Here is a 25,883-nt window from a genome sequence, read left to right as displayed (position 1 = left end):
CCGGCGCGGCTGCGGGCAAGTGGAATCGTGTCTTCACACCTTAGCCGAAAACTGTATCGGAACAGGGAATTTTTCCGGCGGGAGTTTACGGGCGAGTGGCGCCGGCGATACAGTTGTTCCGTTCGTTTGCATGGAGTGCCCTGACATGCAGCATCCCCAACCGTCCCCGGAAACCGGCGTCCCCGCCATCCGGGTCGGGATCGGGGGGTGGACCTACGCGCCCTGGCGCGGCGCCTTCTACCCCAAGACCCTGCCCCACGCGCGGGAACTGGAATACGCCAGCCGCCAACTCACCGCGATCGAAATCAACGGCACCTACTACAGCACCCAGAAGCCGGCCACCTTCGCCAAATGGCGCGACGAAACGCCCGAAGGGTTCGTGTTTTCGCTGAAGGCGTCGCGCTACGCAACCAACCGCCGCGAACTGGCGGGCGCGAAGGATTCGGTAGACCGTTTCGTGCGCGGCGGCATCGCCGAACTTGGTCCCAAGCTGGGTCCCATCGTTTGGCAATTCGCCCCCACCAAGGTCTTCAACGCGGAGGACTTCGGGGCATTCCTGGAGCTTCTGCCGGACGAGGTCGACGGGCTGGCGCTGCGCCACGTGCTGGACGTGCGCCATCCCAGCTTCGCTTGCGAGGAATACCTGAAACTGGCTCGCCGCCACCGCGCCGCCACCGTGTACACGGACAGCGAGGACTACCCGTCGATGGCCGACCGCACGGCCGGCTTCGTGTACGCGCGGCTGATGCGCGCCAGCACGGCCTTCAAGGCGGGCTACGCACCCAAGGCGCTGGACGCCTGGGCGGACCGCCTGCGCGCCTGGGCGGGCGGGGCCGACCCGGCGGACCTGCCGCTGGCCGGCGCGCCCGCCCCCGCTGCGGGGAGGCCGCAGGACGTCTATGCCTTCTTCATCAATGGCGCGAAGGAACGCGCGCCGGCGGCGGCGCGCGCCTTGATCCAGCGGCTGTAGCCTACTGCGCCACCGGCGTGCGCAGGGTCACGAATTCCTCGGCGGCCGTGGGATGGATGCCGATGGTCTCGTCGAACACTTGCTTGGTGGCTCCCGCCTTCAGGGCGATCGCGATGCCTTGCACGATCTCGCCGGCCTCCGGGCCGACCATGTGCACGCCCAGCACGCGATCGGTCCGGGCGTCGACGATCAGCTTCATCAACGTCTTTTCCTGCGACCCGGTCAGGGTCAGCTTCATGGGGCGGAAACGGCTTTCGAAGAGCTTGACCTCGTGGCCGGCTTCCCGCGCTTCTTCCGTCGTCATGCCGACCGTGCCGATGTTCGGCAGGCTGAACACGGCGGTGGGAATCAGCTGGTAGTCCACCTTCCGGTATTCCTCGGGGCGGAACAGGCGCCGCGCGACCGCCATGCCTTCGGCCAACGCCACCGGCGTCAGCGGCACCCTGCCGATCACGTCGCCGATGGCCAGGATGGAAGGCTCGGCCGTGCGGTATTCGTCGTCCACCTCGATGAAGCCATCCTGCTTGAGCTTGACCGCGGTGTTCTCCAGCCCCAGGTTGTCCAGCATGGGGCGGCGGCCCGTGGCATAGAAGACGCAATCGGTCTCGATGACCGAACCGTCTTTCAAGGTGGCGGCCAGCGTGCCGTCCGCCTGCTTGTCGATGCGGGCCACGTCCGTGTTGAAGCGCAGGTCGATGCCCTTTTTCACCAGTTCGTCGCGCAGGTGTTCCCGCACGCCCTGGTCGAAGCCGCGCAGGAACAGCGGGCCGCGGTAGGCCTGGGTGGTCTGCGCGCCCATGCCGTTGAAGATCGAGGCGAATTCCACGGCGATATAGCCGCCGCCCACGACCAGCACGCGGCGCGGAAGCTCCTTGAGGAAGAAGGCCTCGTTCGAGGTGATGGCATGTTCCTTGCCCGGGATGTCGGGCACCTGCGGCCAGCCGCCGGTGGCCACCAGGATATTGGCGGCGCGATAGGCCTTGCCGTTGATTTCGACCGTATGCGGATCCTGGATGCGGGCGTGCCCTTCCAGCAGCGTCACCCCGCTGTTGACCAGCAGGTTGCGGTAGATGCCGTTGAGGCGCTCGATTTCGCGGTTCTTGTTGGCGATCAGCGTGGGCCAGTCGAAGGTGGGCTGCCCGGCGCTCCAGCCGAAACCGTGCGCCTGTTCGAAATCCTCGCTGTAATGGGCGCCATAGACCAGCAGCTTCTTCGGCACGCAACCTACGTTGACGCAAGTGCCGCCCAGGTAGCGGCTTTCCGCCACGGCCACGCGCGCGCCAAAGCCTGCCGCAAAGCGCGCCGCGCGTACGCCGCCGGAGCCTGCGCCGATCACAAACAAATCGAAATCAAATGCCATGATGTTTCCTTCGCGCGGCCGCCGGGGCCCGCGTTCACTGTCCGGGAAAGCTGTATTTAACACCACCTGGCGCGCCCGTCCGGCCGCCCGCCGTATCCCGGCGTCCGCGATTGCGCTACAGTGGCCCCCAGGCTGGCGCCGCGCCGCCATCTTCCTGGAGCCGAACCCATGTCGCTTGAAACCTGGCTGGCCTTCCTGGGCGCGTCCGCCCTGCTCGTGATGCTGCCCGGCCCCACGATACTCACGGTCATCAGCTATTCCCTCACGCACGGCAAGCGCGCCCGGCTGCCGCTGGTGCTTGCCGTGGCGCTGGGCGATTCCACCGCGCTGCTGCTTTCGCTGCTGGGGCTGGGCGCCCTGCTGGCGGCGTCGGCGTTCTGGTTCACCGTCGTCAAGACCGTGGGCGGCCTGTACCTGCTGTACCTGGGATTCAAGCTGCTGCGCGCCGGCGTCTCTCCGGCGCCGCTGCCCATGGCCGGCGCCGCGGGGTCGCGCTGGAAGCTGTTCGCCAATACCTATCTGGTGACCGCGCTGAATCCCAAGGGCATCATCTTTTTCGTGGCCTTCCTGCCGCAGTTCATCGACCCGGCGGGCGATGTGACGCGCCAGCTCTGGATGCTCTCGGCCACCTTCGTCGCCTGCGCCGGCGTCAACGCCACCGCCTACGCGGTCTTCGCCGGATCCGCTCGCCGCCTGCTGGCCTCGCCCCGGGCGCAACGCGGCTTCAACCTGGGCGGCGGAGCCCTGCTGTCCGCCGCCGGGGTCTGGGCGCTGCTGGCGCGCCGCGCCTAGTGTGCTGTCCCGTAGGACAGCGCACTAGGGCAAGGCGGCCGACGCCGCCTCCGGGTCGATGCCGTAGCGGACGATGGCCTCGGCCGCCCGCTCACGCGGGACCAGCCCATCGTCGGCCAGCGCTTTCAATGCCGCCAGCGCGATGTGATGGCGGTCCACCTCGAAAAAGGCGCGCAGGGCCTGGCGCGTATCCGACCGTCCGAAACCGTCGGTGCCCAGCGTCACGTAGCGGCGGCCCGCCACGAACGGGCGGATCTGTTCGGCCACCGTCTTCATGTAGTCGCTGGCCGCCACCACCGGACCCGCGCTGCCGGCCAGCGCGGTTTCCGCATAGCCGGGCCGGCGGTCCTCCAGCGGGTGCAGCCGGCTCCAGCGCTCCGCCTCCTGGCCGTCGCGGCGCAGTTCTGAATAGCTGGTCACGCTCCATACGTCGGCCGGCACGCCGAAATCCCGCTGCAGCAGCTCGGCCGCCGCCAGCGTTTCGCCCAGGATGGCGCCGCTGCCCAGCAATTGCACCCGCGCCGCGCCTGCCGCGCCTTCGCGCAGCCGGTACATGCCCCGCACGATCCCGGTTTCCGCGCCCTCGGGCATGGGCGGATGCGCCGTCTTTTCATTGATCAGCGTCAGGTAGTAGAAAACATCCTCTTCCTGCTGGTACATGCGGCGCATGCCGTCCTGCAGGATCACGGCGATCTCGTAGGCATAGGCCGGATCGTAGGCCACGCAGGACGGGATGACCGAGGCCAGCACGTGGCTGTGGCCGTCGTCGTGCTGCAGGCCCTCGCCCTCCAGCGTGGTGCGCCCCGAGGTCGCGCCCAGCAGGAAGCCGCGGGCGCGGATATCGCCAGCCGCCCACGCCAGGTCGCCCACGCGCTGGAAGCCGAACATGGAATAGAAGATGTAGAACGGAATCGTAGCCACCCCGTGCGTGCTGTGGGCGGTGGCGGCGGCGATCCACGACGACATGGCGCCCGACTCATTGATCCCCTCCTGCAGGATCTGCCCCTGGCGGTCTTCGCGATAGACGCTGAGCTGGTCGGCGTCCTGCGGCGTATAGAGCTGCCCCACGTGCGAGTAAATGCCGACCTGGCGGAACATGCCATCCATGCCGAAGGTGCGCGACTCGTCCGGCACGATGGGCACCACGCGCGGGCCGATGGACGGATCCTTGAGCAGCTGGGCCAGCACGCGCACGAACGCCATGGTGGTGGAGAACTCGCGGCCGCCGCTGCCCTTCAAATGGGCGGCGAACGCCTCCAGCGGCGGTGTGGCCAGCGGGCCTGGGCCGGGCAGCCTTCTGGGCAGGTGCCCGCCCGCGCGGCCGATCGCGGCATCGAAGTACGCCTGCTCGGCGCTGCCGGGCGCCGGTCTGATATAAGGAATGCGCTCCAGGTCCTCGTCGGCCACGGGGATGGCGAAACGGTCCCGGAATGCGCGCACCGCCGGGTCCGCCATCTTCTTCTGCTGATGGTTGGTGTTGGCCGCCTCGCCCGCCGCCCCCATGCCATAACCCTTGACCGTCTTGGCCAGGATCACCGTGGGGCCGCCCTCGTGCGCCATGGCCTCGGCATAGGCCGCATAGACCTTGGCGTGGTCGTGCCCGCCACGGTTCAGCGCGCCGATCTGCTCGTCGCTCAGGTGAGCCACGCGCGCCAGGAGCTCGGGATCCGCCCCGAAGAAATGCTCGCGCACATAGGCGCCGCCGCGGGCCTTGAAGACCTGGTACTCCCCGTCCACGCATTGCATCATGCGGCGGCGCAGACGGCCGTCGTGGTCCTGGGCCAGCAGCTCGTCCCATCCGCCGCCCCAGACTACCTTGATGACGTTCCAGCCGGCGCCCCGGTACACGCTTTCCAGCTCCTGGATGATCTTGGCGTTGCCGCGCACCGGGCCATCAAGGCGCTGCAGATTGCAGTTCACCACGAAGATCAGGTTGTCCAGCCTTTCCCGGCCGGCCATCGCCACGGCCGCCAGCGTTTCGGGCTGGTCCTGCTCGCCGTCGCCAAGAAAGCCCCATACCTTGCGGCCCTGCGCCGGGATCAGTTGGCGGTCCTCCAGGTAGCGCATGTAGCGCGCCTGGTAGGCCGCCATCAGCGGCCCCAACCCCATCGACACCGTGGGGAACTGCCAGAACGCAGGCATCGTGCGCGGATGCGGGTAGGACGACAGCCCGCCCCCGCCGGTCTCGCGCCGGAAACGGTCCAGCTCCCCTTCCGAGACGCGCCCTTCCAGGTAGGCACGGGCGTAGATGCCCGGCGCGGAATGGCCCTGGATGTAGAGCATGTCTCCCAGGAATCCGGGCGCGGCTGCCCGGAAGAAATGCCGGTACCCGGTCTCGTACAACGTCGTGGCCGAGGCGTAGGTGGCGATGTGCCCGCCCACGCCGGAGGTCTTGCCCGCCCGCAGCACCATGGCCATGGCGTTCCAGCGCAAATAGGCGTCCAGCCGCAGCTCGATGCCGACATCGCCCGGAAAGGCGCCCTGCTCCGGCAAGCCGATGGTGTTGACGTAGGGGGTGGCCAGCGGCGCCGCATAGCCGCCCTGGCCGGCGCGGTCCTGCTCGATCAGGCGGTCGAGCAGGTAGTGCGAGCGGGGCCGGCCTTCATGGATCAGCACTGCCTGCATGGCCTCCAGCCATTCCTGGGTTTCCTGCGGATCGGCGTCGGTGGGATCGATCTGGGTTTGCATGGCGTCCTCCTGGTGGGCGCGAGGGCGGCGCCCGCCGCAACGGCCGCCGTCATTTCGCATAGTGAATTGCAATTGCATTATGTGCAATTGCAATCGTATGGAGGATTTTTAATAATTGCAAGTGCAACTATTAACCGCTGACCGGCATCCGGACCGGGCCGAAGCGAAGGCGGACGCCCCTATCTCGCCGCGCTCATCATGAACTCCACCGCGGCGCGCAGCGTGGCCTCGTCGGCCGAGGAGCCGCCGCGCGGCGGCATCGCCCCCTTGCCCTTGAGCACGGTGACGAGCAGCGCGTCCGCGCCCTGCGCGATAAACGGCGACCAGGCCTGCTTGTCGCCCAGCTTGGGCGCGTTGGCCACGCCGCTGGCGTGGCACACGACACAGGCGGACTTGTAGAGCTTTTCGCCGGCGGGATTGGCGGCGGCCAGCGTGTCGGCTTGCGCCCAGGAGACGGGCAGGCCTGCCAGGGCCGCCGCGAGCGCGATTCGATGAAAGAGATGCATGGCGGTACTCCGTCGGAAAGTGTCGCTGCAAGAACGCCGGCGGACGCGGGAACGCATCCGCCCGGCCGCGCCGCTCAGCGCGGGATCGGGGCGGGCGCCTTGATCTGCTTCATCAGGTCGTCGTTCCACTTGCCCTCGACCTTGATGTGCCCCGCCGCGCCCAGCTCGAACGCCTCGATCAGGTTGTGGTTCAGGTACGCGTACACGCCGGGCTGCTTGAAGGTGTAGAGCGCGGCGCCCGCCGAGCCGCCGCGGATGAACCAGGTCTCCAGGTTCTTCTGCGGGGGATTGGCGAACTTCCCGGTTTCCCAGACCCAATCGCCATGGCCGCCGATCAGGTGCGGCCGCGTGTCGCGGTTGGCCTGCGAATGGATCAGCAGCACGGTCTCGCCGACCTTGGCCGTCAGGGCGTTGGCGCCCGTAAGCGCGCCGACCTTGCCATTGAAGACGATGTGCGTGGGCGTGAGCGTGCGCATCACCTCCACCGTGTCTCCATAACTTTCCGCAAGCGTCGCGTAGTCCTTGTATTTGCCGTTTTCGTCCTTGGGGATGTAGAGGTCGAATTCGCCGATCGTGTAGACGCGGTCATAGTGCAAGGGCTTGCCCTGCGGATCCTTGAGGCCGTCGCGCGGCAGCACCATCAGCGTGCCGCTCATGCCCGACACCACGTGCCAGGGCACCATGCCCTCCGGCGCGCAGTGGTAGACGAAGGTGCCGCTGCGGTCCGCCTTGAAGCGCAGCGTGGCTTGCTCGCCCGGGTTCACGTTGGTCAGCTTCGCGCCGCCCAGCGCGCCGGTGGCCGCGTGGAAATCGACGTTGTGCGGCATGGCGTTGGTGGCGGGATTGACCAGGGTCAGCTCGACGTAGTCGCCTTCATGCACCACCAGCGTGGGGCCGGGCATGGAGCCGTCGAACGTCATGGCCTGCAGCGTCGTGCCCTTGTCGTCGATGACCATCTTCTTTTCCTCGATGCTCATCGTGAACTCGACCACCTTCGGACCCGATTTCGCGACCTGCTCGTGCGGATGGACCATGGGCGGGGCAACCAGCGTGACCTTGGCGCGCGGCAGCTTGTCCGCATCCTGCGCGAACGCGGCAGTCGCGGCCATGGTGAAAGCCAGCGCCGCGGCAAGCAAGGTGGGCCGTAATGCGTTCATATCCAGCTCCTTATCGGGGTTCTTCAATCGCCGTGAAAGTCGGCAGCCCTATTGAAGAACCGCCCGCGTCCCCGCTCTTTGCTGTAGCGCAAACTCCGGGGCAAGCCCGCGCCCCGCGCGCATTGTCAGCGCATCGCGGCGGTGTCACCATGGGCACGTGGAGATCCCTCCGTCTCATAGGACCGCCATGCCGTCGCCTCTCTGCCACGCGCTGTTGCGCAACCTGGAACTCTTCAGTCCCTTGTCCGATGCGCAGCTGAAGTCCGCGCTGCGTGGCGCGCAGCCCTGCCGGCTGCTCGCCGGCGCCATCGCCTACCGCCAGGGCGCGGTGGCCTCCCACTTCTTCGTGCTGCTCAGCGGGCGCCTGAAAGTCGCGCAGCTGACCGCCGACGGCGAACAGGTCGTCGTGCGCTACGTCAATCCCGGCGACATGTTCGGCCTGGCCCGCGCCATGCGCCAGTCGCGCTATCCCGCCACGGTGCAGGCCGTGCTGGAAAGCGTGTGCCTGGCGTGGCCGGACGCGCTCTGGGAGCGCTTCGTCGGCAATCACCCCCAGCTCAGTTCGATGGCGCTTCAAACCATGGGCCAGCGCCTGCAGGACGCGCATCTGCGCATCCAGGAACTGTCGACGGACGACGTGGAACAGCGCGTGGCGCGCACGATCCTGCGGCTGGTCGAAAGCTCGGGGCAACCCACGGCCGGCGGCATCGGGATCGGTTTTCCGATCACTCGCCAGGACATCGCCGAAATGACGGGAACCACGCTGCATACCGTCAGCCGGCTGCTCAGCGACTGGCGGCAGCGCGGCATCGTCGACAGCAGCCGCAAGCGCATCGTGCTGCGTTCGCCCGCCGCGCTGGCCCGCGTGTCGCGCCAGGACCTGCCGGTCATGGACTGCTCCGGCTGCACATCCTGTATCGATGGCGCGCCGGCGAAGGCCGCCCAGCCTGTCCATGCGCAGGGCCGCCTGCGCGCGCCCGAGGGCGGGCCCGCGCACGGGGCGCTGTAGCAGGGCTGGCGCCCTAGCCTTCCTCCAGCACCAGCCGCAGTCCCAGGTTGGCGGGCGGCACGCCGACCGAACAGGCGCCGCCCTTGGGATCGCGGATGAAATCCGGCAGATAGGCGATGTGCCGCCCCGCCGCGACGCGGATGCCGCAATTCCGGCCTCCGTCCGCTTCCGCCCCGGGCTCGTCGAGAATGCGCCGAGCATGGCAATCGCCGGTCCAGTCCCAGACGCTGCCCGCCATGTCCATCAGGCCCAGCGCATTGACGCCGAACGCGCCGAACGGGCGCACCTCCACGTCTTCCTGCCGGCGTCGGCTCTGCGCGTCGTACTCGGCCAGCCAGCGCTGGGCGGGATCATCGCCATCGGGCAGCCGAAGTTCCTCGCGATAGGCCTCTCCGGCGGCGTACGCCCATTCGGGATACGTGGGCAGGCGCCAGCGCCGCCCGGTGCGCGCGGAGAGCCAGGCCGCGTACGCTGACGCATCGGTCCAGCTGATGCCCACCGCGGGCAGGTCGCGCGCAACCGACTGGCGTTGCGCCGCATCCAGCGGCCGGCAGCCGCCCTCCTGCACGCAGGCCGCGTATTCCGCCTGGCTGACCTGGCGCTTCATGATGGACAGTCCGCGTGGATAGCGGGCCGTGAGCGGCGCCGGCGTTACGGGCAGGCCTGCGCGCAGCGCCTCGCCCGGCGGCTGGTAAGAGACCTCGCCGGGCGGCAGCCGCAGCACTTCCGGCAAAGGCGAAGGGGCCCGTCCGGCGGGCCCGCATGCGGTCAACAACAAGATGAATGCGGCGATCGGCAGGCTGCGCACGGATCGGACTCCGGTTGCGCCCGGGGCGGAGCGCCCCGGGCCTGCCTTCATTGGACCGACCGCCGGCCCCGTCCTCTTTGCGCTGGCGCAATGAGGAAAGGACCCGGGCCGGCCGAGGCTCAGCCTCGGGCGGGCCGTGCCTGCAGGCGCGGCTCGCTGACGGCCGGCTTGCCGCTGAGCAGGCCCAGGATGACCTGCAGCACCATCGCCAGCGCGCCCAGCAGGAAGACCACGTCGCCGAACGTGCGGCCCCAGCGCAGGGTCTTCAGGATGTCCTGCTGCATGAAGGCTTCGCTGCGGGCGTACCACATGCCCTCGCTCACGCTGGCGTGGAACTGGATCAGGCCGATGGGCAGCAGGCTGGTGAAGATCATCAGCGCCAGGCCCAGGTTCAGCCCCCAGAACGCCAGCTTCATCAGGCCGGGGCTCAGCGCGTATTGCGGACGGATGTAGCGCAGCACCAGCAGGGTGAAGCCCAGCGCCAGGAAGCCGTACACGCCGAACAGGGCCGCGTGCGCATGGACCGGCGTCGTGTTCAGGCCCTGGATGTAGTACAGCGAAATGGGCGGGTTGATCATGAAGCCGAAAACGCCCGCGCCCAGCATGTTCCAGAACGCCACGGCCACGAAGCACATCAGCGGCCACTTCAGATCGTTCATCCACGCGGCGCGCGACTTCAGGCGCCAGTTTTCCCAGGCCTCGTAGCCCAGCACGATCAGCGGCACCACTTCCAGCGCCGAGAAGCTTGCGCCCACGGCCATCACCGGCGTGGTCGTGCCCGCGAAGTACAGGTGGTGGAACGTGCCCGGGATACCGCCCAGCATGAACAGCGAGGCCGAGGCCAGGCTGGCGGTCGTGGCCATGCGGCGCGACACCAGGCCCAGCGTCGAGAAGATGAAGGCCAGCGCCGTGGTCGCGAAGACTTCGAAGAAGCCCTCCACCCACAGGTGCACGATCCACCAGCGCCAGTACTCCATCACCGTGAGGTGCGTGCGCTCGCCGTAGAAGAAGCCGGCGCCGTAGAACAGCCCGATCGCGCCGACCGATGCCGTCAGCAGCGCCAGCAGGTTCTTGTCGCCGCCCGGCTTGCGCAGCGCGGGCACGATGCCGCGCAGCATCAGGACGAGCCAGAAGCAGATGCCCGCGAACTTGCCGATCTGCCACAGACGGCCCAGGTCCACGTACTCATAACCCTGGTGGCCCAGCCAGAAATTCAGGTCCGGCGGCATGATCTGCGCGATCGCCAGGTAGTTGCCGACGAACGAGCCGACCACCACCAGCACCAGCGCCCAGAACAGGATGTCGACGCCCGCTTTCTGGAACTTCGGATCGCGCCCGCCGTTGATCAATGGCGCCAGGAACAGGCCCGCCGCCAGGAAGCCGGTGGCGATCCAGAACAGCGCGCTCTGGATGTGCCAGGTGCGGACCAGCGAATACGGGAACCACTGCGACAGATCGATGCCGTAGAACTTCTGGCCTTCGACCGTGTAGTGCGCGGTGAAGCCGCCCAGCAGCACCTGGAATCCGAACAGAGCGACCACCAGGAACAGGTACTTGCCCAGCGCCCGCTGCGATGGCGTCAGCGCGAACGCGGTCAGCGGATCCTTGGCGGGCGCCTCGGGTTCCTCTTCCTCCTTGCCGCGCATGAAGGCCCAGGCCCACACGAGCAGGCCGATGCCGGCCAGCAGCACCACCACGCTGATGATGGACCACATGACGTTTTCGGCGCTGGGAACATTGCCGATCAGAGGTTCGTGCGGCCAGTTGTTGGTATAGGTGGCCGTCATGCCCTCGCGCTCGGTCGCCGCGGCCCAGGCCGTCCAGAAGAAGAAGTGCGTGAGCTGCGTGCGGCGAGCGGCATCCGGCAGGGTGTTCTCCTTCATTGCGAAGCTCTCGCGGCTGCCATGCAGCGCGGGCGCGTCGGAGAACAGCTGGTCGTAGTAGGCCGCAGTCTGCGCCATCGCGCGGGCGCGGCGCGCGCTGACCGTCAGCGTGTCGGTCGCGGCATCGCTGCGGTTGGCGCGGTACTCGGCTTTCAAGGCCTCGCGCAGCGCGGCCTGCTCCGGCGCGGACAGCTGCGCGTAGTCCTTGCCGTGCGCGTCGCGCGCGGCAAGGTCCAGCCAGGCCGTCAGTTCACGGTGCAGCCAGTCGGCCGTCCAGTCCGGCGCCTGATAGGCGCCATGCCCCCAGATCGATCCGAGCTGCATGCCGCCGACGGACTGCCAGGCGGTCTGGCCGTCCAGGATGTCGTCGCGGCCGAACAGGCGGGTGCCGTCGGCCGTCACGACCTGGCCGGGAATCGGCGGGGCCTGCCGGTAGACTTCGCCGCCGTAAAAGCCCAGCAATGCGAATGTGATCGCCACCACGGCGATCAGCGTGAACCATAACTTCCGATACGGACCCATGATGGGAACGCCCTCCAGTGTTGCTTGCGGTTAGTGGGGTACGTTCCCTTATGCGAATTCCGTGCCAGAAAAATTTGCAGCCAAATCAATGAATTGCGTCAAGAAGGGTTTTTTTGACCGCAACGCGACAGGGTATAAATCACTAGCAAAGGGTCTTTTTAACCACAACCGCCGGGCGCCGCCCTCTTACAATCCTGCGACGTTTTCCCTTCTTTCAAGGAACCGACTGCATGGCAACGGGCAAGCCGGATGCGTGGAGCCTCTTCCTCACCGCGCACGCGCTGGTGGCGGAGGAAATCGAAAGGCGGCTGTCGGCCGCCGACCTGCCGCCGCTGGCATGGTATGACGCGCTATGGGCGCTGGAACGGGCGCCGCAAGGCGCCGCGCGCATGTTCGAGGTCGCCGAACGCATGGTGATCGCGCGCTACAACCTGACGCGCCTGATGGACCGCCTGGAGGCCGAAGGCCTGGTCGAACGCTACCGTTCGGACGAGGACCGGCGCGCCACCTACGCCCGAATCACGCCCAAGGGACGGGCGTTGCGGCGCGAAATGTGGAAGATCTACGAACCCGCGATCGACGAGCTCTTCCTGTCGCAGCTGCCCGCGGAGCAACAGGCATCCATGGCGGAGAGCTTCCGCCTCATCGCCCGCCACGTGCGCGCGTCGGCCAAGGAGTCCGCGCAATGACAGCCCCCTCTTTGCACATCGGCATCGTGGCCTGCTCGGCCGAAGGCGCCGCGCTCTGCTACCGCACCCTGTGCGCGGAAGGCGCCCGGCGCATGGGGCCGCACGCCCACCCGGAGATTTCGCTGCACACGCACTCGCTGGCGGACTACGTGGCCTGCCTGGACCGCGGCGACCTGGCCGGCGTCGGCGCGCTGATGCTGTCCTCCGCCGGCAAGCTGGCCCGCGCCGGCGCGGACTTCCTGATCTGCCCGGACAACACCATCCACCAGGCGCTCGGCCACGTGCTGCCGCGCTCGCCCCTGCCCTGGCTGCACATCGCCGAGGAAGTCGCCGCCGAGGCTGCGGCGCGCGGCTACCGTCGCATCGGCATCCTGGGCACGCGCTGGCTGGCGGAAAGCAGCGTCTATCCCGATATGCTGGGCCAACGGGGCCTGCAGTGGCTCCGCCCGCCGGAAGACGACCGGGCGGAACTGGGCCGCATCATCATGGACGAACTGGTGTACGGCGTGTTCAAGCCGGATTCGGTGGCGCGGCTGCAATCGATTATCGAGCGCCTGCGGGACGCGGGCTGCGACGCCGTCGTGCTTGGCTGCACCGAGCTGCCGCTGGTGCTGGACGATGGCAATTCCGCGCTGCCCACCCTGGATTCCACCAGCATCCTGGCGCGGGCGGCCCTGGCCCGCGCGCTGCGCGCCGGCTGATCGGGCGCCCTCAGATCTGGTCAAGCCCGTACTGCCGCAAACCATCCAGGTCCAGCACCTTGATCTGGTTGTAGGCCAGGGCCAGGATGCCCAGGTCGGCCAGAGCCTGCAGCGCCTGGTTGACCCGCTGCCGCGACAGGCCGGTCAGGTAGCCGAGTTCTTCCTGTGAAATCGCCAGCGTCAGATCGGTGGACGGGTACAGCCGCGGATTGAAGAGCTGCGCCAACGATTGCGCCACGCGCGCGTCCGCATCCAACAGGCGGTGGTTCTGGATGGACGCAATGAACTCGCCCATGCGGTCGTTCAACTGGCCGATGACGAAATGCGAAAACGGCAGGCTGGCCGACAGCAGCGCATGGAAGGTGGCGGCTGGAACCAGCATCACCACGCTCGGCTGTATGGCCACCACGTCGTACTTGCGCAACTCGCGCTTGATCACGCTGCCCTCGCCGAACCAGCCGCCCGGCGGCACGCCCGAGAACGTGCAGCTGCGGCCCGACTCGTTGTAGATGGCCAGTTTCAGCAGCCCCGAATGCACGCCCAGCCAGTAGTCCGACGGCGCGTTGCGCCGCGCGATCCATGCCCCGTTTTCCACGCGCTCGGCGCGCGATGTCGCCAATACCAGATCCTGGTGCGAGGCCTCCAGCGCGCCGAACCAGGCTCGCGCGTGGAACAGGTCCGCCAGTTCGTCGGCGGAAACGATGTTTGAAACGTCGGACATGGAAAGAACCGTGTAAAACAAGGGGTATGCGGGCCCGCCGGCAGTCTGTCATGCAGGCGACAGACTGCATTTTCGGGCTGGCGATACGCTAGGGCAAGCGCCGGGAATCGCTATTCCCGCATAAAGAAACAGGAGCGCGCACGCGCCCCTCAGGAGACAACGATGAGCGGCATGTTCGATCAAGGCCTTGCGCGCCGCGAGGCCAATTACACCCCCTTGACGCCCGTGGACTTCATCGCCCGCGCCGCCGAAGTCTACGGCCAGCGGCTGGCCGTCGTCCACGGCAAGGTGCGCCGCAACTGGGCGCAGACCTACGAACGCGCGCAACGGCTGACCGGCGCCCTGGCGCAGGCGGGCATCCGGCGCGGCGATACCGTCGCCGTCATGCTGCCCAACATCCCCGCGATGGTCGAGGCCCACTTCGGCGTGCCGATGCTGGGCGCGGTGCTCAACACCCTGAACACGCGGCTGGACACCTCCGGCGTGCTGTTCATGCTGGGCCACGGCGAGGCGCGGGCGCTGATCGTGGACACGGAATACGCCGAGGTCGCCCAGCGCGCCCGCGCCGAATTCCCGCACCTGAAAGTCATTTCGGTGCACGACCTGGAAACGGCGCCCTCCTCGCTGCCCGGCGCCGTCGACTACGAGGCCTTCCTGGCCTCGGCCCCCGCCCGCTACGACTGGCAGCCGCCGGCCGACGAATGGGACGCCATCGCGCTGAACTACACCTCCGGCACCACCGGCGATCCCAAGGGCGTGGTCTATCACTATCGCGGCGCCTACCTGAACGCGATCAGCAACATCCTCGAATGGGACATGCCCAAGCATCCGGTCTATCTCTGGACCCTGCCGCTGTTCCACTGCAACGGCTGGTGCTTCGCCTGGACCGTCGCCGCGCGCGCGGGCGTCAACGTGTGCCTGCGCAAGTTCGATCCCAAGACGGTCTTCGACCTGATCCGGGAGGAAGGCGTCACCCATTACTGCGGCGCGCCCATCGTGCAGAGCGCCCTGGCCAATGCGCCGGCCGAGATGCGAGACGGCATCCGGCACACCGTGCGCACCATGGTCGCGGGCGCGGCGCCCGCGCCGGCCGTGATCGCCAAGATGCGCGACATCGGCTTCGAGCTGACCCATGTCTACGGCCTGACGGAAGTCTACGGGCCCGCCGCGGTCTGCGCGCGCCAGGACGCCTGGGACGCGCTGGAAGACGAGCAGCGCGCGCTGCTCACCGCGCGCCAGGGCGTGCGCTACCACCTGCAGGCCGGCGTGTCGGTGCGCAATCCGGAGACCATGGAGCAGGTGCCGGCCGACGAGCACACCGTGGGCGAGGTCATGTTCCGCGGCAACATCTGCATGAAGGGCTACCTGAAGAACGAGCGCGCCACCGAAGAAGCCTTCGCGGGCGGCTGGTTCCACACCGGCGACCTCGGCGTCATGACGGCCGACGGCTATGTCCGCATCAAGGACCGCAGCAAGGACATCATCATCTCCGGCGGCGAGAACATCTCCAGCATCGAAGTGGAGGACGCGCTTTACCGCCATCCCGCCGTGGCGGCGGTGGCCGTCGTGGCCATGCCCGACCCCAAGTGGGGTGAAACGCCCTGCGCTTTCGTCGAACTGAAGCCGGGGTGCAGCGCCACCGCCGAAGAGATCATCGCGCACTGCAAGCTCCTGCTGCCGGGCTTCAAGGTGCCCCGCGCGGTGCGTTTCGGCGAATTGCCCAAGACCTCCACGGGCAAGATCCAGAAGTTCGAACTGCGCGCCGCCGTCGGCGCCACCGCGGCCATCGACGTGGCCGATCCCGGCAAGACCGCCTGATTCCCGGCCCGCGCCCCAACCTCATCCAGGAGCTCCGACGCAATGACGTACCAAGCCCCCGTGAAAGACATGCTGTTCGTGTTGAACCATCTGGCCGGCCTGCCCGAAGTGGCCGCCCTGCCCGGCTTCGAAGAGGCCACGCCGGATACCGCCCACGCCGTGCTGGAGGAATCCGCGCGCTTCGCCGGCGACGTGCTGGCGCCGCTGAACCATCCCGCCGACCTCGATCCCAGCGCCTGGCGCGATGGCTCGGTGAGCACCTCGCCCGGCTTCAAGCAGGCCTTCCTCCAATACGCCGAAGCCGGCTGGCAAGGCATGACGCATCCCATCGAATACGGAGGCCAAGGCCTGCCCGGCCTGATCGGCTCGCCGTGCTCTGAAATGCTGAACGCAGCGAACCTGTCGTTCGCGCTGTGCCCGCTGCTGACCAACGGCGCCATCGAGGCCCTGATGACCGCGGGCTCGCCGGAACTGCGCGAACGCTACATCGGCCCCATGATCGCCGGCCGCTGGACCGGCACCATGAACCTGACCGAGCCCCAGGCGGGGTCCGACCTGGCCATGATCCGGTCCCGCGCGCAACCGGTGGGCGACGGCACGTACCGGATTTCGGGCACCAAGATCTTCATCACCTACGGCGAACACGATCTGGCCGAGAACATCCTGCACCTGGTGCTGGCCCGCCTGCCGGATGCGCCCGAGGGCGTCAAGGGCATCTCGCTCTTCCTGGTGCCCAAGTTCCTGGTCAACGAGGATGGCACGCTGGGCGCCCGCAACGACGTCCATTGCGTCTCGATCGAACACAAGCTGGGAATCAAGGCCAGCCCCACCGCCACCCTGCAGTTCGGCGATGACGGCGGAGCCCTGGGATACCTGGTCGGCCAGGAGAACCGGGGCCTGGACGCCATGTTCATCATGATGAACGCCGCCCGCTACGCCGTGGGCGTGCAAGGCATCGCCGTGGCCGACCGCGCGTATCAGCATGCGCTGGCCTATGCCGCCGAACGCGTGCAGAGCCGCCCGGTGGACGGCTCTTCGCGCGACGCGGTGGCGATCATCCAGCACCCCGACGTGCGCCGCATGCTGGGCACCATGCGCGCGCTGACCGAGGCCGGCCGCGCGCTGGCCTACGTCACCGCGGGCCACGCCGACCTGGCCCACGCCAGCCCCGACGCCGAGGCCCGCAAACGCCACCTGGCCGTCCAGGAATTCCTGGTGCCCATCGTGAAGGGCTGGTGCACCGAGATGTCGATCGACGTCGCCAGCCTGGGCGTGCAAGTGCACGGCGGCATGGGCTTCATCGAAGAGACGGGCGCGGCGCAGTACTACCGCGACGCCCGCATCCTCACCATCTACGAGGGCACCACCGCCATCCAGGCCAACGATCTCGTCGGCCGCAAGACCCTGCGCGACGGCGGCGCGGTCGCCCGCGCGCTGCTGGCGCAAGTCCGCCAGACCGAACAGGCTCTGGAAGCCAGCGCCCATCCCGCCGCGGGCCGCGTGCTTGCGCCGCTGCGCCGGGCCAGCGCGGCCCTGTCGGATGCGGTCGACTTCGTCCTGGCCAACGCTGCCAGCCACCCCAACGCCGTGTTCGGCGCCGCCGTGCCCTACCTGCTGCTGGCGGGCACCACGCTGGCCGGTTGGCAAATGGGCCGCTCCCTGCTCGCCAGCCTGGAACATCGCGGGGAAGACCCCGAATTCCACGACGCCAAGATCGCCACGGCGCAATGCTATGCGCTGCACAAGCTGAGCCAGGCGCCCGGCCTGGCGGCTGTCGTGCTGGGCTCGAAAGACTACGAGGTCCACCCGTAGGATGGGTAGAGCGCGAGAGTTCTTAAGCTAGAACAAGGCTGTCCAGCGCGCGCAACCCATGCGGCCATGGGCAGATTGTTTTTCGGCCGATGCAGGGCACTGTCTGTCCATGGCCGCATGGGTTGCGCGCGCGGGGCAGTTGCGTCTTTGCCCAGGTGATCTCGCGCTCTACCCATCCTACGGCCGGGCGAGCCGGGCGTTCACGCCGCGCGGCAAGGTCGCGGCCCAGAACAGCAGCGCGGCCAGGCTGATGCCGCCGCCGAGCGCGCACACCCCCACCCAGCCGGCCTGCGCGTACACCGAAGTCGCCGCGATCGAGCCCAGGCCGCTGCCCGCGGCATAGAACATCATGTAGCCGCCCACGAGCCGGCTATGCGCCTCGGCGCTGATGCTGAAGATCATCGTCTGGTTGGTGACGTGCAGGGCCTGCATGGCCACGTCCAGGACCAGCACGCCCAGCGCCAGCGCCCAAAGGCTCTGGTCCAGGAAGGCGATCGGCACCCAGGACAGGCACAGCAGCGCCAGGCCGGCCGCGGTCGTGCGCTCGCCAAGGCCGCGGTCGGCGAGCCGCCCCGCGCGCGCGGCCATCAGCACGCCCAGCACGCCTACCAGCCCGAAGGCCCCCACCGCGGTGTGCGTCAAGGAATGGGGCGGCGCGCTCAAGGGCAGGACCAGCGCGGTCCAGAACGCGCTGAACGCGGCGAACATCAGCAAGGCGATCATGCCGCGCACGCGCAGCACGCGCTCGGCCGCGAGCAAGCCGTAGAGCGAACGCAGGAGCGCCCAGTAACCCAGGTCCACCGTGGGCATGCGGCGCCGCGGCAGGCGGCGGGCCAGCACCGCCGCGAGCACGGCAGCCAACCCCGCCGACACCACGTACACCGCGCGCCAGCCCCACGCGTCGGCCACCACGCCCGCCAGCACGCGGGCCAGCAGCAACCCGATCACCACGCCTCCCTGCGCCGCGCCGACCACCCGCCCGCGCTCGCCGGGCGCGGCCAGGGCCGCCGACAGCGCAAGCAGGCCCTGCGTCATGGCCGTTCCCAACAGGCCCAGCGCCACCATGCCGATCAAGAGCCAGGGCGTGTTCGTCGCCAGCGCGACGGCGGCGAGCGCCAGCACCAGAAGCCCCAACTGTCCGATCATCAGGCGGCGGCGGTCCAGCAGATCGCCCAGGGGCACCACGAACACCAGCGCCAGCGCGCAGCCCAACTGCGTGGCAGTCACGACGACGCCCACCGCGCCTTCGGCCATGCCGAACTCCCGGCCGATCGCATCCAGCAAAGGCTGCGCGTAATAGACATTGGCCACGCTCAGCGCGCAGGCGACCGCCAGCAGCAGGACCAGTGAACGGGGCGTCCCTGCCGGGGGGTCGGGAACGGATGCTGCGGATGAGGTGGGCATGGCGATCTCCTTCTGGTTTCATTACAAAACCAGAATACTAGGTTTTATGGTTTTATAATGCAACCGAAATTGCAATCAGCCGTTGCCGCACGTCATCGACCGCCCTACCGCAAGGATCCGACATGGTTAAACGCACAAGTCTTGAAGGCGCCTCCTGCCCGGTGGCGCGCTCGCTGGATGCGATCGGCGACTGGTGGTCGCTGCTGATCGTGCGCGACGCCTTCGACGGACTGCGGCGCTTCGGGGAATTCCAGAAAAGCCTGGGAGTGGCCAAGAACATCCTCAGCGACCGCCTGCGCACGCTGGCGGCGCACGGTATCCTGGCCGCGGCCCCTGCTTCCGATGGCAGCGCCTACCAGGAATATGTGTTGACGAACAAGGGCCGCGCGCTCTTTCCGGTGATCGTCGGCCTGCGCCAATGGGGCGAAGACCACTACTACACGTCCGCCGAAGCCCATTCCACGCTGATCGACCGCAAGCGCGGCCAGCCCGTGCGCCGGCTGGAGGTCCGCGCACAGGATGGCCGCCTGATCGGGCCGGAAGACGCCGTGGTGCAGAAAGTGGCGCCGGCGGGTTAGGCTCCCTGCGCGCCGGGCCACTGCCCCGTCGCCAGCAAAGCCGGCGAATACGCGTCGAAGCGCCAGCGCAGGGCCAGCGCGCCCGGCCGGAACGCCACCCGGCGCGCATGCACCCGCCACAGCCGCTCCGCGCCTTCGAACGAGGCGATCTCGGGGCTGTCCAGGATCACCTCCGCGCGCCCCGACAGCTGCAACACGTCGCCGCGCTCGAAATCGATGAAGAGCAGCCCCGCGCGCGGATTCAGCACCATGTTGCCCAGCGTGTTGAAGTAGCGGTTGCCCGAGAAATCGGGAATGGTCAGCACGTTGCCCTCCACCCGCACGAAGCCGGGCTTGCCTCCCCGGTGCGACACGTCGACGGTGCGCTCGCCGGCGTCCGCATAGCTCGCCACGAACAGGGTGTCGGACCGCGCGATCAGCGCGCGGGCGGCATCGTCCAGCCCCGCGCGCTCTCGCGGCGCCCCGGCGAAGCGCAAGGCCGGCGAGCGGGAGAAATGGAAATCCCGCGTCTGGATGTACTTCGGGCAATTGCCGAAAGACTGCGCCACGGCGATATCGAAGCGCTTGCCGTCCCAGGCCGAAATGCGTCCGTTCGCGCGATTGCGCCGGCGCGTATGCAGCTCGATGCCCAGTGCCGCCACCGGCTGGCCCGCGCCCAGGCCGGCAAGCAATGGGTCGTCGGCGTCGGGCATGGCGGCCACGCGCAGGATGCGCGGATCGGGCGACACCGCGAATCCGGGCAGCCCTTCCAGCACGCCCGCCCAGGGATCGCCCCGCGCATCCACCGCCCCCGCCACCAGGAATGGCAGCTGCGCGAAAAACTCGCGGTGCTGGTCCGGCATGTAGTCGCGGATGACCTTGCGCCCCGCCACCTCCATGCGCTCGGCCACGCCCGCGTGCCGCTGCAGCAGCGTTTCCCCCGCATGCCAGGGCGACGGCGTGTCGATGGTTGTTTCGGCTATCGGCATGATCGCGTTCCTTGCGGCCCGGGCGGCCGCGGTCAGGCGGCGAGCGGGCCGGAGGCCGCCGACAGCCAGCGCTGCACCGCGGTCGAATCCGCAACCACGACCCCGCCGCCGTCGATGACCGGCACCTGCCCGAACGCGTTCAGGGCAAGAAAGGCGGGAAGCTTCCGTTCCCGTCCGCGCAAATCCACGTCGGTCGTCCTGTGCGGCACGTCCGGCACGGACAACATGAGGGCCACGCGATGCGCATGGCCGGACAGCGGGAAACTGTAGAAGATCAGAAGCGGAGGCTGGGCGGTCTGCATGAGGGGCTTTCCAGGTTGGAGGCAGCCTCCATCTTGAACCCGCGCCGGCCCCGGGTGAACGGCCGGCCAGCGCAAGACACTCTTGCGCCGCGTGAAAGAAAGCCGCGCGGCCCCGACGCGGGCCCTAGGCCGGCGGCGCGGCCAGGTCGCGCCTCAAGGCCTCGACACAGAACTCGACGAAGCTGCGCACCTTGGCCGAGCTTTTACGGCCTTCCGGATACACCACGTGCACCGGCAACGGCGGAAGCTCGAAGTCGCGCAGCACCACCTGCAATGCCCCGCTGGCCAGGTGCCGCGCCACCTGGTAGGACACGACCTGGGTCAGGCCCCAGCCCTCGCAGGCCGCCAGCACCGCGGCCTGGAATGTCGTGACCGTCAGCTGCGAATCCACTCGCACCCGCCTGGGCTGCCCGTCCTGCATGAAACGCCATTGCGCCCCCCGTCCTTCGAGCGCCGCCGTGATCGTGCAATAGCGCTGCAAGGCGTCCGGATCCTCGGGGACGCCATGCTCCCGCAGGAAGGCGGGCGCGGCGCAGACAACACGGCGCACCTGCCCCACCGGCACGGCCGTCAAGGAAGAATCGGGCAAGGCGCCGATGCGCACGGCCACGTCGATCCCTTCGTCCAGCAGGTTCACCACGCGGTCCACCAGCAGGGTGCGCACCGAAACCTCGCGGTGCGCACGCAGGTATCCCAGCACGGCCGGCATCACGTGCAGTTCCCCGAAGAACGCGGGCGCGGTGATGCTGAGCGCGCCGCGCGGCGCGGCCATCGCGCCGGCGGCCGCGTCATCGGCCTGCTCCACTTCCTCCAGGATGCGGCGGCAATCGGCGGCATAGCGCTGGCCGGCCTCGGTCAGGCGCAGGCTGCGCGTGGTGCGCACGACCAGCAACGCCCCCAGCCGCCTCTCCAGCGCGGCCACGCTGCGCGTGACGGCGGGCGCCGACATCTCCAGGCGCCTGGCCGCGCCCGCGAAACTCTGCGCATCGGCCACCGCCAGGAATACGCTCATTTCATGGAAGCGGTTCATGGTTCGCGGCGGTCGATGCGGCGCGGTACTAAGGTGGCAGGCCTCATGCGATAGTCTGTGTTCCAAAGCCATCGGCGCGGAAAGCGCCGATTTGCGGGACGATATTAGAAGCGGCTCTCAGCGCCCGTCAATCCAGGCCGCGCGCCTGGCTGGGCCTGGAATTCCTGGCCCAGCCAGGCCAGGAAAGCCTTGACCGGCGGATGCCGTTCGCGGCCCGGCGCGCACAGGGCGGTGTAGGCGGCGCCCTCCACCTGGACCTCCGGCCTATAGGGCGCCAGGGTCCCCGCGCCCACGCTGTCCGACACCATCACGGAACTGGCCAGCACCAGGCCCTGCCCCGCGATGGCGGCCTGCAAGGCGTAATGTTCCTCCGTGTAGGCATGCTCCGCCGCCGGCCGCAGCCAGGCCGGCAGCCCGGCCGCCTCGCACCAATCCTGCCAGCCCTGGTCATACAAGGGCGAATCGCGCCAGCGCACGGTCACCAGCGCGGGCGGGCGCTTGCCCTGCCGCGCCGCCAGGGCCGGCGCGCCATAGACGCCAAACCACTCCTGCAGCATGCAGGCGGCGTGCAGGTCGGGAAAGCGCCGGCGGCTGTAGCGCACGGCCACGTCCACGCTGGCGTCCTGCAGCAGGTCCACGGGTTCGGCGGTGGCGTTCAGGCGCAGCTGGTACTGCGGATAGGCCTCGTAGAATCGTCCCAGCCGCGGCACCAGCCACAATGCCGCGAACGAATGCGTGGTGGATACGGTCAGCGCGCCCGAGGCCGGCGTGGGACGCAAGGCGTCCAGCGTCTGGGCCACGTCGAGCAGCGCCCCGTGCACGCGCGCGAATAGGCGTTCGCCCGCGCCGGTCAGGCGGACGCCGCGCGGCACCCGATCGAACAGCGCCACCCCCACGTGCCGCTCCAGCGCCTTGACCTGATGGGAAACAGCCGTAGCGGTGACCGAGAGCTCTGCCGCGGCCAGCTTGAAACTGCGCAGCCTTGCCGCCGCCTCGAAGGTGCGCAGCGCCGTGACAGGAAGCGTCGCGAACATGGATGCCTGCCATTCAGATGAAATTGACTCATCTTAGTTTAGGAATCCTCATTTGTCGCCACTTCCCTTTAAATCTAAATTTTCCTTGTCGCATCGAACATCGCATGCGTAAACAAGGAATCCAGCATGAATTCACATCATCCTGAAAAACGCCTGCTCATCCTGGTGGGCAGCCCGCGGCGCGATGGCAACAGCGCGGCGCTCGGCGCGGCCGCGCTACGCGGGGCCGAAGCCGCCGGCGCCTCCGCCACCCTCCTGTTCCTGGACGATTACATCCAAGAATTCCTGCCCGACTTGCGGCGCAAACCCGCGCCCTCCGACCGCTATGCGGAGCTGTTCCTGGAACACTTCCTGCCGGCCGACGGCGCGCTGATCTGCACGCCCATCTATTGGTACGGCATGTCGGCGCAGACCAAGGCTTTCTTCGACAGGTCATTCGGCCACTATGCCGGCGCGGGCCCCGAGCCGGAGCGGGTCAAGGCCCGCATGGCCGGCAAGCGCCTGGGGCTGGCCGTGGCGTCGGAAGAAACATATCCCGGCGCGGCGCTGGGCATCGTGCACCAGGTCCAGGAGTACGCGCGCTACACCCACTCGGATTTCGTTGGCTACGTGCATGGCGTGGGCAATCTGCGCGGCGAGGTCGAGGCGGATCCCTGGCAGCCGCTGGAGGCGGCCGCCAGGCTGGGCGCGGATTTCTTTACGCGGAAGTATTCGGACTACCGGATCGAGACGCCCCGGGCCCGCAATGTGTGGGAATCGGCCGAGCAGCCCACCGCCCGTGAACGGCCCTAGTCCAGCGCCAGCTCCCGGGAGCGGCCGAACAGGGGCCGCTGCACGGTCTGCGCCAGCAACACGCCGGCCAGCGTCACCGCGCCGCCCAGCAGGTGGTACATGTGCAACTCTTCGCGCAGCATCACGAAGGCGGCCAGCGCGGTAAACAGCGGCAGCAGGTTGATGAAGATGCTGCAGCGGTTCGGCCCCAGGCGATGCACGCCCTCGATCCACAGGAACGACAGCAGCACGGACGAAAAAATGCCGGCGTAGAGAATCAAGGGGATGGTGTTCACGTCCAGCGCGGCCTGCGCGGCCGGCACGCGCAGGTACAGGGGCAGCATATAGAGCAGCGCGAAGAACGACTGCACGAAGGTCGATTGCCACGCCGGCACCGGCACCTTCCAGTGCCGCAGCAGCACGCCGTACAGCGCATAGGACAGGGCCGCCAGCAGCATCAGGCCGTCGCCCACGTGGATGCCGTGCTGGAACACGCTCAACACGTCCCCCTGCCCCACCAGGTACAGCAGGCCGAGGAACGAAAGCGCGCCGCCCGCGGCCATGCCCAGGGTCAGCGGATCGCGCAGGATCACCACGCTGAGCAACATGCTCAGCAAGGGAATCAGCGCGGTCAGGATGGCCATGTTGGTGGCCGTGGTGGTCTCGGCCGCCCGGTACGAAAGCGCCTGGAATACGGCAGACGACAATGCGCCGTACAAGGCCAGCTTGGGCCAGTGGCGCAGCAGGGTCTTGCGGTTGCGCCAGGCGGGCCGGGCCGTGAACAGGCCCATGAGGAACAGCGCCAGCACCAGCCGGTAGAAGGTGATGGCGGTGGGAGAGATGGCGCTGGCGGCCATCTTGGAAACGATGACGTTGCCCGCCCAGAACAGGATGGCGAACAGCGGAAACAGGTAGGACATGATGGTTTGCGCTCGGGGAATGAGGGATCGGCTGCGCGCCGCGCGCGGCGCCGGGAGGCGGCGTGCGTGGCGGCACAGGATCGATATCCTATTGAGCGCAGATCAGTCCGTCTGCCGATGAAAAGGCAGCAACTATCTAGAAATGGACATACCCGATCTTCAAGGACGGAACGGCGCGGGGTCGAGCGGCAACGGCAGGCCCGCCATCTGGGCGGTCAGGAGCGCGGCGCTGCCGCAAGCCAGCGTGAAGCCCAGCGCCCCTTGCCCGATGTTTAGCCACAGATTGTCGGCCGCAGGGCTACGTCCGATCAGGGGCTTGCCGGTCGGCGTGGCCGGCCGCAGTCCGGCCCACGGAATGGCCTGGCGCAGGTCCAGCGCCGGGAATGCCTCGTGCACCTGGCGCTTGAGCAGCGCGATGCGCGCTGGATCGATATCGGCATTGGCGCTGCCGATGTCGACCATGGCCGCGATGCGCAATACGCTGCCCACGCGGGCATAGACGATGCGCCGCTCGTAGTCCGTCACGCTGATACTGGGCGCCACGCACTCGTCGTCATCGGCCAGCGGCACGCTCAGGCTGTAGCCCTTCAGCGGATACAGCGGCACGTCGTGGCCCAGGGGATTGAGCAGCGTCCGTGTGCCGATGCCGGTCGCCAGCACGATAGCGTCCGCGCCGATATCGCCGTCGCGGGTATTCACGGCCACGATGCGGCGGCCTTCGCGCTGCAGGCCGGAGACCGGGTTGGACATGGCGCACTGCACGTTGCCCAGGGACTGCAGGCGATCGAACAGCGCTTCCGTGAACTGGCGGCAATCGCCCGCCTCTTCGCTAGGCGTGAAGATTGCGCCCGCCAGGCTGCCGCCCATCCCGGCCAGCGCGGGTTCCAGCGCCAGCGTCTGGGCCGCGTCCAGCACCTGCTGCTCGGCCCCATGCGCCGCCTGGTATTCCACCAGCGCGCGCGCCTTCTCCAGCAAGGCCGGACTGCGGTAGGCGATGAGCTTGCCGTTCTTCAGATGGCCGAAGTCCAGGTCTTCCTGCTCGAGCAGGGTATGCATGACGTCGCGGCTGAGGTAGGACAGGCCGGACAGTTGCGCGGTCGACTGCCGCGCCACGGATTCCCGGCATGCCAGCGCGAACTGCAGGCACCAGCGCCATTGGTGCGGATCCAGCCGGGGCCGGAAACGCAGCGGGGAATCCTGGCGCAACAGCCAGCCGGGCACACTGGGCAACACGCCGGGGCCGGCCAGCGGCGCCACGTAGCTATAGCTGAGTTGCCCGCCGTTGGCGTAGCTGGAGACCTCGGCCGGACGAGGCTGGCTGTCCACCAGCACCACATCGTGGCCCTGGCGCGCCAGGAAATAAGCCGACGTAACACCCACGACGCCAGCACCGATAACGCAAACGCGCATATGCCTAGATCCAGAAAACAGGGAATTCAG

Annotated in this window: 22 protein-coding genes and 1 pseudogene; 9 read left to right on the top strand and 14 right to left on the bottom strand. The window is 68.3% G+C overall.

Annotation, left to right across the window (positions count from 1 at the left end):
* Positions 1-145: 145 nt before the first annotated feature.
* On the top strand, positions 146-970 hold the full coding sequence (locus tag JL37_RS16200; RefSeq protein ID WP_043545334.1) for a DUF72 domain-containing protein: 825 nt from the start codon (positions 146-148) through the stop codon (positions 968-970).
* A gap of 1 nt (position 971) precedes the next feature.
* Here JL37_RS16200 and gorA read toward each other — a convergent pair whose 3' ends face one another.
* Positions 972-2,330, bottom strand: a complete 1,359-nt coding sequence (gene gorA, locus JL37_RS16195) for a glutathione-disulfide reductase (protein WP_043545333.1) — start codon at positions 2,328-2,330, stop codon at positions 972-974.
* A 168-nt stretch (positions 2,331-2,498) separates the two neighbouring features.
* Here gorA and JL37_RS16190 point away from each other — a divergent pair, with 168 nt between their 5' ends.
* Positions 2,499-3,122, top strand: a complete 624-nt coding sequence (locus tag JL37_RS16190) for a LysE family translocator (protein WP_043545332.1) — start codon at positions 2,499-2,501, stop codon at positions 3,120-3,122.
* A 24-nt stretch (positions 3,123-3,146) separates the two neighbouring features.
* On the opposite strand, the gene aceE is transcribed toward JL37_RS16190, so the two are convergent.
* From aceE to nirK, 3 genes are all read right to left on the bottom strand, one after another.
* Positions 3,147-5,810: a pyruvate dehydrogenase (acetyl-transferring), homodimeric type gene (aceE, locus tag JL37_RS16185; RefSeq protein WP_043545331.1), complete on the bottom strand. Its 2,664-nt coding sequence runs from the start codon at positions 5,808-5,810 to the stop codon at positions 3,147-3,149.
* Between the two features lie 179 nt (positions 5,811-5,989).
* The gene (locus JL37_RS16180; RefSeq protein WP_043545330.1) at positions 5,990-6,316 is read right to left on the bottom strand and encodes a cytochrome c5 family protein; all 327 of its coding nucleotides are present in this window, start codon (positions 6,314-6,316) and stop codon (positions 5,990-5,992) included.
* 74 nt (positions 6,317-6,390) lie between these two features.
* Positions 6,391-7,473, bottom strand: coding sequence for a copper-containing nitrite reductase (nirK, locus tag JL37_RS16175; protein ID WP_043545328.1), 1,083 nt, complete (start codon positions 7,471-7,473; stop codon positions 6,391-6,393).
* A 187-nt stretch (positions 7,474-7,660) separates the two neighbouring features.
* Between nirK and JL37_RS16170 the strand changes: the two genes are divergently transcribed.
* On the top strand, positions 7,661-8,482 hold the full coding sequence (locus tag JL37_RS16170; RefSeq protein WP_043545327.1) for a Crp/Fnr family transcriptional regulator: 822 nt from the start codon (positions 7,661-7,663) through the stop codon (positions 8,480-8,482).
* Positions 8,483-8,495: 13 nt separating this feature from the next.
* Here JL37_RS16170 and JL37_RS16165 read toward each other — a convergent pair whose 3' ends face one another.
* Together JL37_RS16165 and JL37_RS16160 are read right to left on the bottom strand one after the other, a co-directional pair.
* Complete coding sequence (locus JL37_RS16165) at positions 8,496-9,290, bottom strand: SUMF1/EgtB/PvdO family nonheme iron enzyme (RefSeq protein ID WP_043545325.1); 795 nt, start codon at positions 9,288-9,290, stop codon at positions 8,496-8,498.
* 119 nt (positions 9,291-9,409) lie between these two features.
* Positions 9,410-11,695: a nitric-oxide reductase large subunit gene (locus JL37_RS16160; RefSeq protein ID WP_043545323.1), complete on the bottom strand. Its 2,286-nt coding sequence runs from the start codon at positions 11,693-11,695 to the stop codon at positions 9,410-9,412.
* 230 nt (positions 11,696-11,925) lie between these two features.
* Here JL37_RS16160 and JL37_RS16155 point away from each other — a divergent pair, with 230 nt between their 5' ends.
* Together JL37_RS16155 and JL37_RS16150 are read left to right on the top strand one after the other, a co-directional pair.
* The gene (locus JL37_RS16155; RefSeq protein ID WP_043545321.1) at positions 11,926-12,384 is read left to right on the top strand and encodes a MarR family winged helix-turn-helix transcriptional regulator; all 459 of its coding nucleotides are present in this window, start codon (positions 11,926-11,928) and stop codon (positions 12,382-12,384) included.
* Positions 12,381-13,085 (top strand): aspartate/glutamate racemase family protein, encoded by a 705-nt coding sequence (locus JL37_RS16150; protein WP_043545319.1) that lies wholly within the window; start codon positions 12,381-12,383, stop codon positions 13,083-13,085. Before JL37_RS16155 ends, JL37_RS16150 begins: the two co-directional genes overlap by 4 nt.
* Positions 13,086-13,095: 10 nt before the next feature.
* Here JL37_RS16150 and JL37_RS16145 read toward each other — a convergent pair whose 3' ends face one another.
* Positions 13,096-13,806 carry a Crp/Fnr family transcriptional regulator gene (locus JL37_RS16145; protein ID WP_043545799.1) on the bottom strand — a complete coding sequence of 237 codons (711 nt, stop codon included), beginning with the start codon at positions 13,804-13,806 and terminating at the stop codon, positions 13,096-13,098.
* A 162-nt stretch (positions 13,807-13,968) separates the two neighbouring features.
* On the opposite strand from JL37_RS16145, the gene JL37_RS16140 reads away from it, so the two are divergent.
* Positions 13,969-15,624 (top strand): acyl-CoA synthetase, encoded by a 1,656-nt coding sequence (locus JL37_RS16140; protein ID WP_043545317.1) that lies wholly within the window; start codon positions 13,969-13,971, stop codon positions 15,622-15,624.
* Between the two features lie 42 nt (positions 15,625-15,666).
* Positions 15,667-17,436, top strand: a complete 1,770-nt coding sequence (locus JL37_RS16135; protein WP_043545316.1) for an acyl-CoA dehydrogenase — start codon at positions 15,667-15,669, stop codon at positions 17,434-17,436.
* 177 nt (positions 17,437-17,613) lie between these two features.
* Here JL37_RS16135 and JL37_RS16130 read toward each other — a convergent pair whose 3' ends face one another.
* Positions 17,614-18,840 carry an MFS transporter gene (locus JL37_RS16130; protein ID WP_043545314.1) on the bottom strand — a complete coding sequence of 409 codons (1,227 nt, stop codon included), beginning with the start codon at positions 18,838-18,840 and terminating at the stop codon, positions 17,614-17,616.
* A gap of 122 nt (positions 18,841-18,962) precedes the next feature.
* Here JL37_RS16130 and JL37_RS16125 point away from each other — a divergent pair, with 122 nt between their 5' ends.
* Positions 18,963-19,418: a helix-turn-helix domain-containing protein gene (locus JL37_RS16125; protein WP_043545313.1), complete on the top strand. Its 456-nt coding sequence runs from the start codon at positions 18,963-18,965 to the stop codon at positions 19,416-19,418.
* Here the strand turns inward: JL37_RS16125 and JL37_RS16120 are convergent.
* The 4 genes and pseudogenes from JL37_RS16120 to JL37_RS16105 all read right to left on the bottom strand — a co-directional run bounded on the left by JL37_RS16120 (position 19,415) and on the right by JL37_RS16105 (position 22,752).
* A complete protein-coding gene (locus tag JL37_RS16120) occupies positions 19,415-20,386 on the bottom strand; it encodes a pyridoxamine 5'-phosphate oxidase family protein (protein WP_043545311.1) in 972 nt (323 codons plus the stop codon). The two genes, JL37_RS16125 and JL37_RS16120, sit on opposite strands and share 4 nt — an antisense overlap.
* Before the next feature lie 41 nt (positions 20,387-20,427).
* Positions 20,428-20,688 (bottom strand): annotated as a pseudogene (locus tag JL37_RS16115) (glutathione S-transferase N-terminal domain-containing protein); the annotation flags it as partial.
* 124 nt (positions 20,689-20,812) lie between these two features.
* A complete protein-coding gene (locus JL37_RS16110; protein WP_043545310.1) occupies positions 20,813-21,718 on the bottom strand; it encodes a LysR family transcriptional regulator in 906 nt (301 codons plus the stop codon).
* A 104-nt stretch (positions 21,719-21,822) separates the two neighbouring features.
* Entirely contained in the window at positions 21,823-22,752 is a 930-nt protein-coding gene (locus JL37_RS16105; RefSeq protein WP_043545308.1) for a LysR substrate-binding domain-containing protein, read from the bottom strand.
* A 126-nt stretch (positions 22,753-22,878) separates the two neighbouring features.
* On the opposite strand from JL37_RS16105, the gene JL37_RS16100 reads away from it, so the two are divergent.
* Positions 22,879-23,544 carry a flavodoxin family protein gene (locus JL37_RS16100; RefSeq protein ID WP_043545307.1) on the top strand — a complete coding sequence of 222 codons (666 nt, stop codon included), beginning with the start codon at positions 22,879-22,881 and terminating at the stop codon, positions 23,542-23,544.
* On the opposite strand, the gene JL37_RS16095 is transcribed toward JL37_RS16100, so the two are convergent.
* The gene (locus JL37_RS16095) at positions 23,541-24,443 is read right to left on the bottom strand and encodes a DMT family transporter (protein ID WP_043545305.1); all 903 of its coding nucleotides are present in this window, start codon (positions 24,441-24,443) and stop codon (positions 23,541-23,543) included. The two genes, JL37_RS16100 and JL37_RS16095, sit on opposite strands and share 4 nt — an antisense overlap.
* Positions 24,444-24,602: 159 nt before the next feature.
* Positions 24,603-25,853, bottom strand: coding sequence for a D-amino acid dehydrogenase (locus JL37_RS16090; protein ID WP_043545304.1), 1,251 nt, complete (start codon positions 25,851-25,853; stop codon positions 24,603-24,605).
* Positions 25,854-25,883 lie beyond the last annotated feature (30 nt).

It is taken from the genome of Achromobacter sp. RTa (assembly GCF_000757485.1).
Classification (GTDB): Bacteria; Pseudomonadota; Gammaproteobacteria; order Burkholderiales; family Burkholderiaceae_B; genus Achromobacter.
This window is presented reverse-complemented; position numbering and strand designations above follow the sequence as displayed.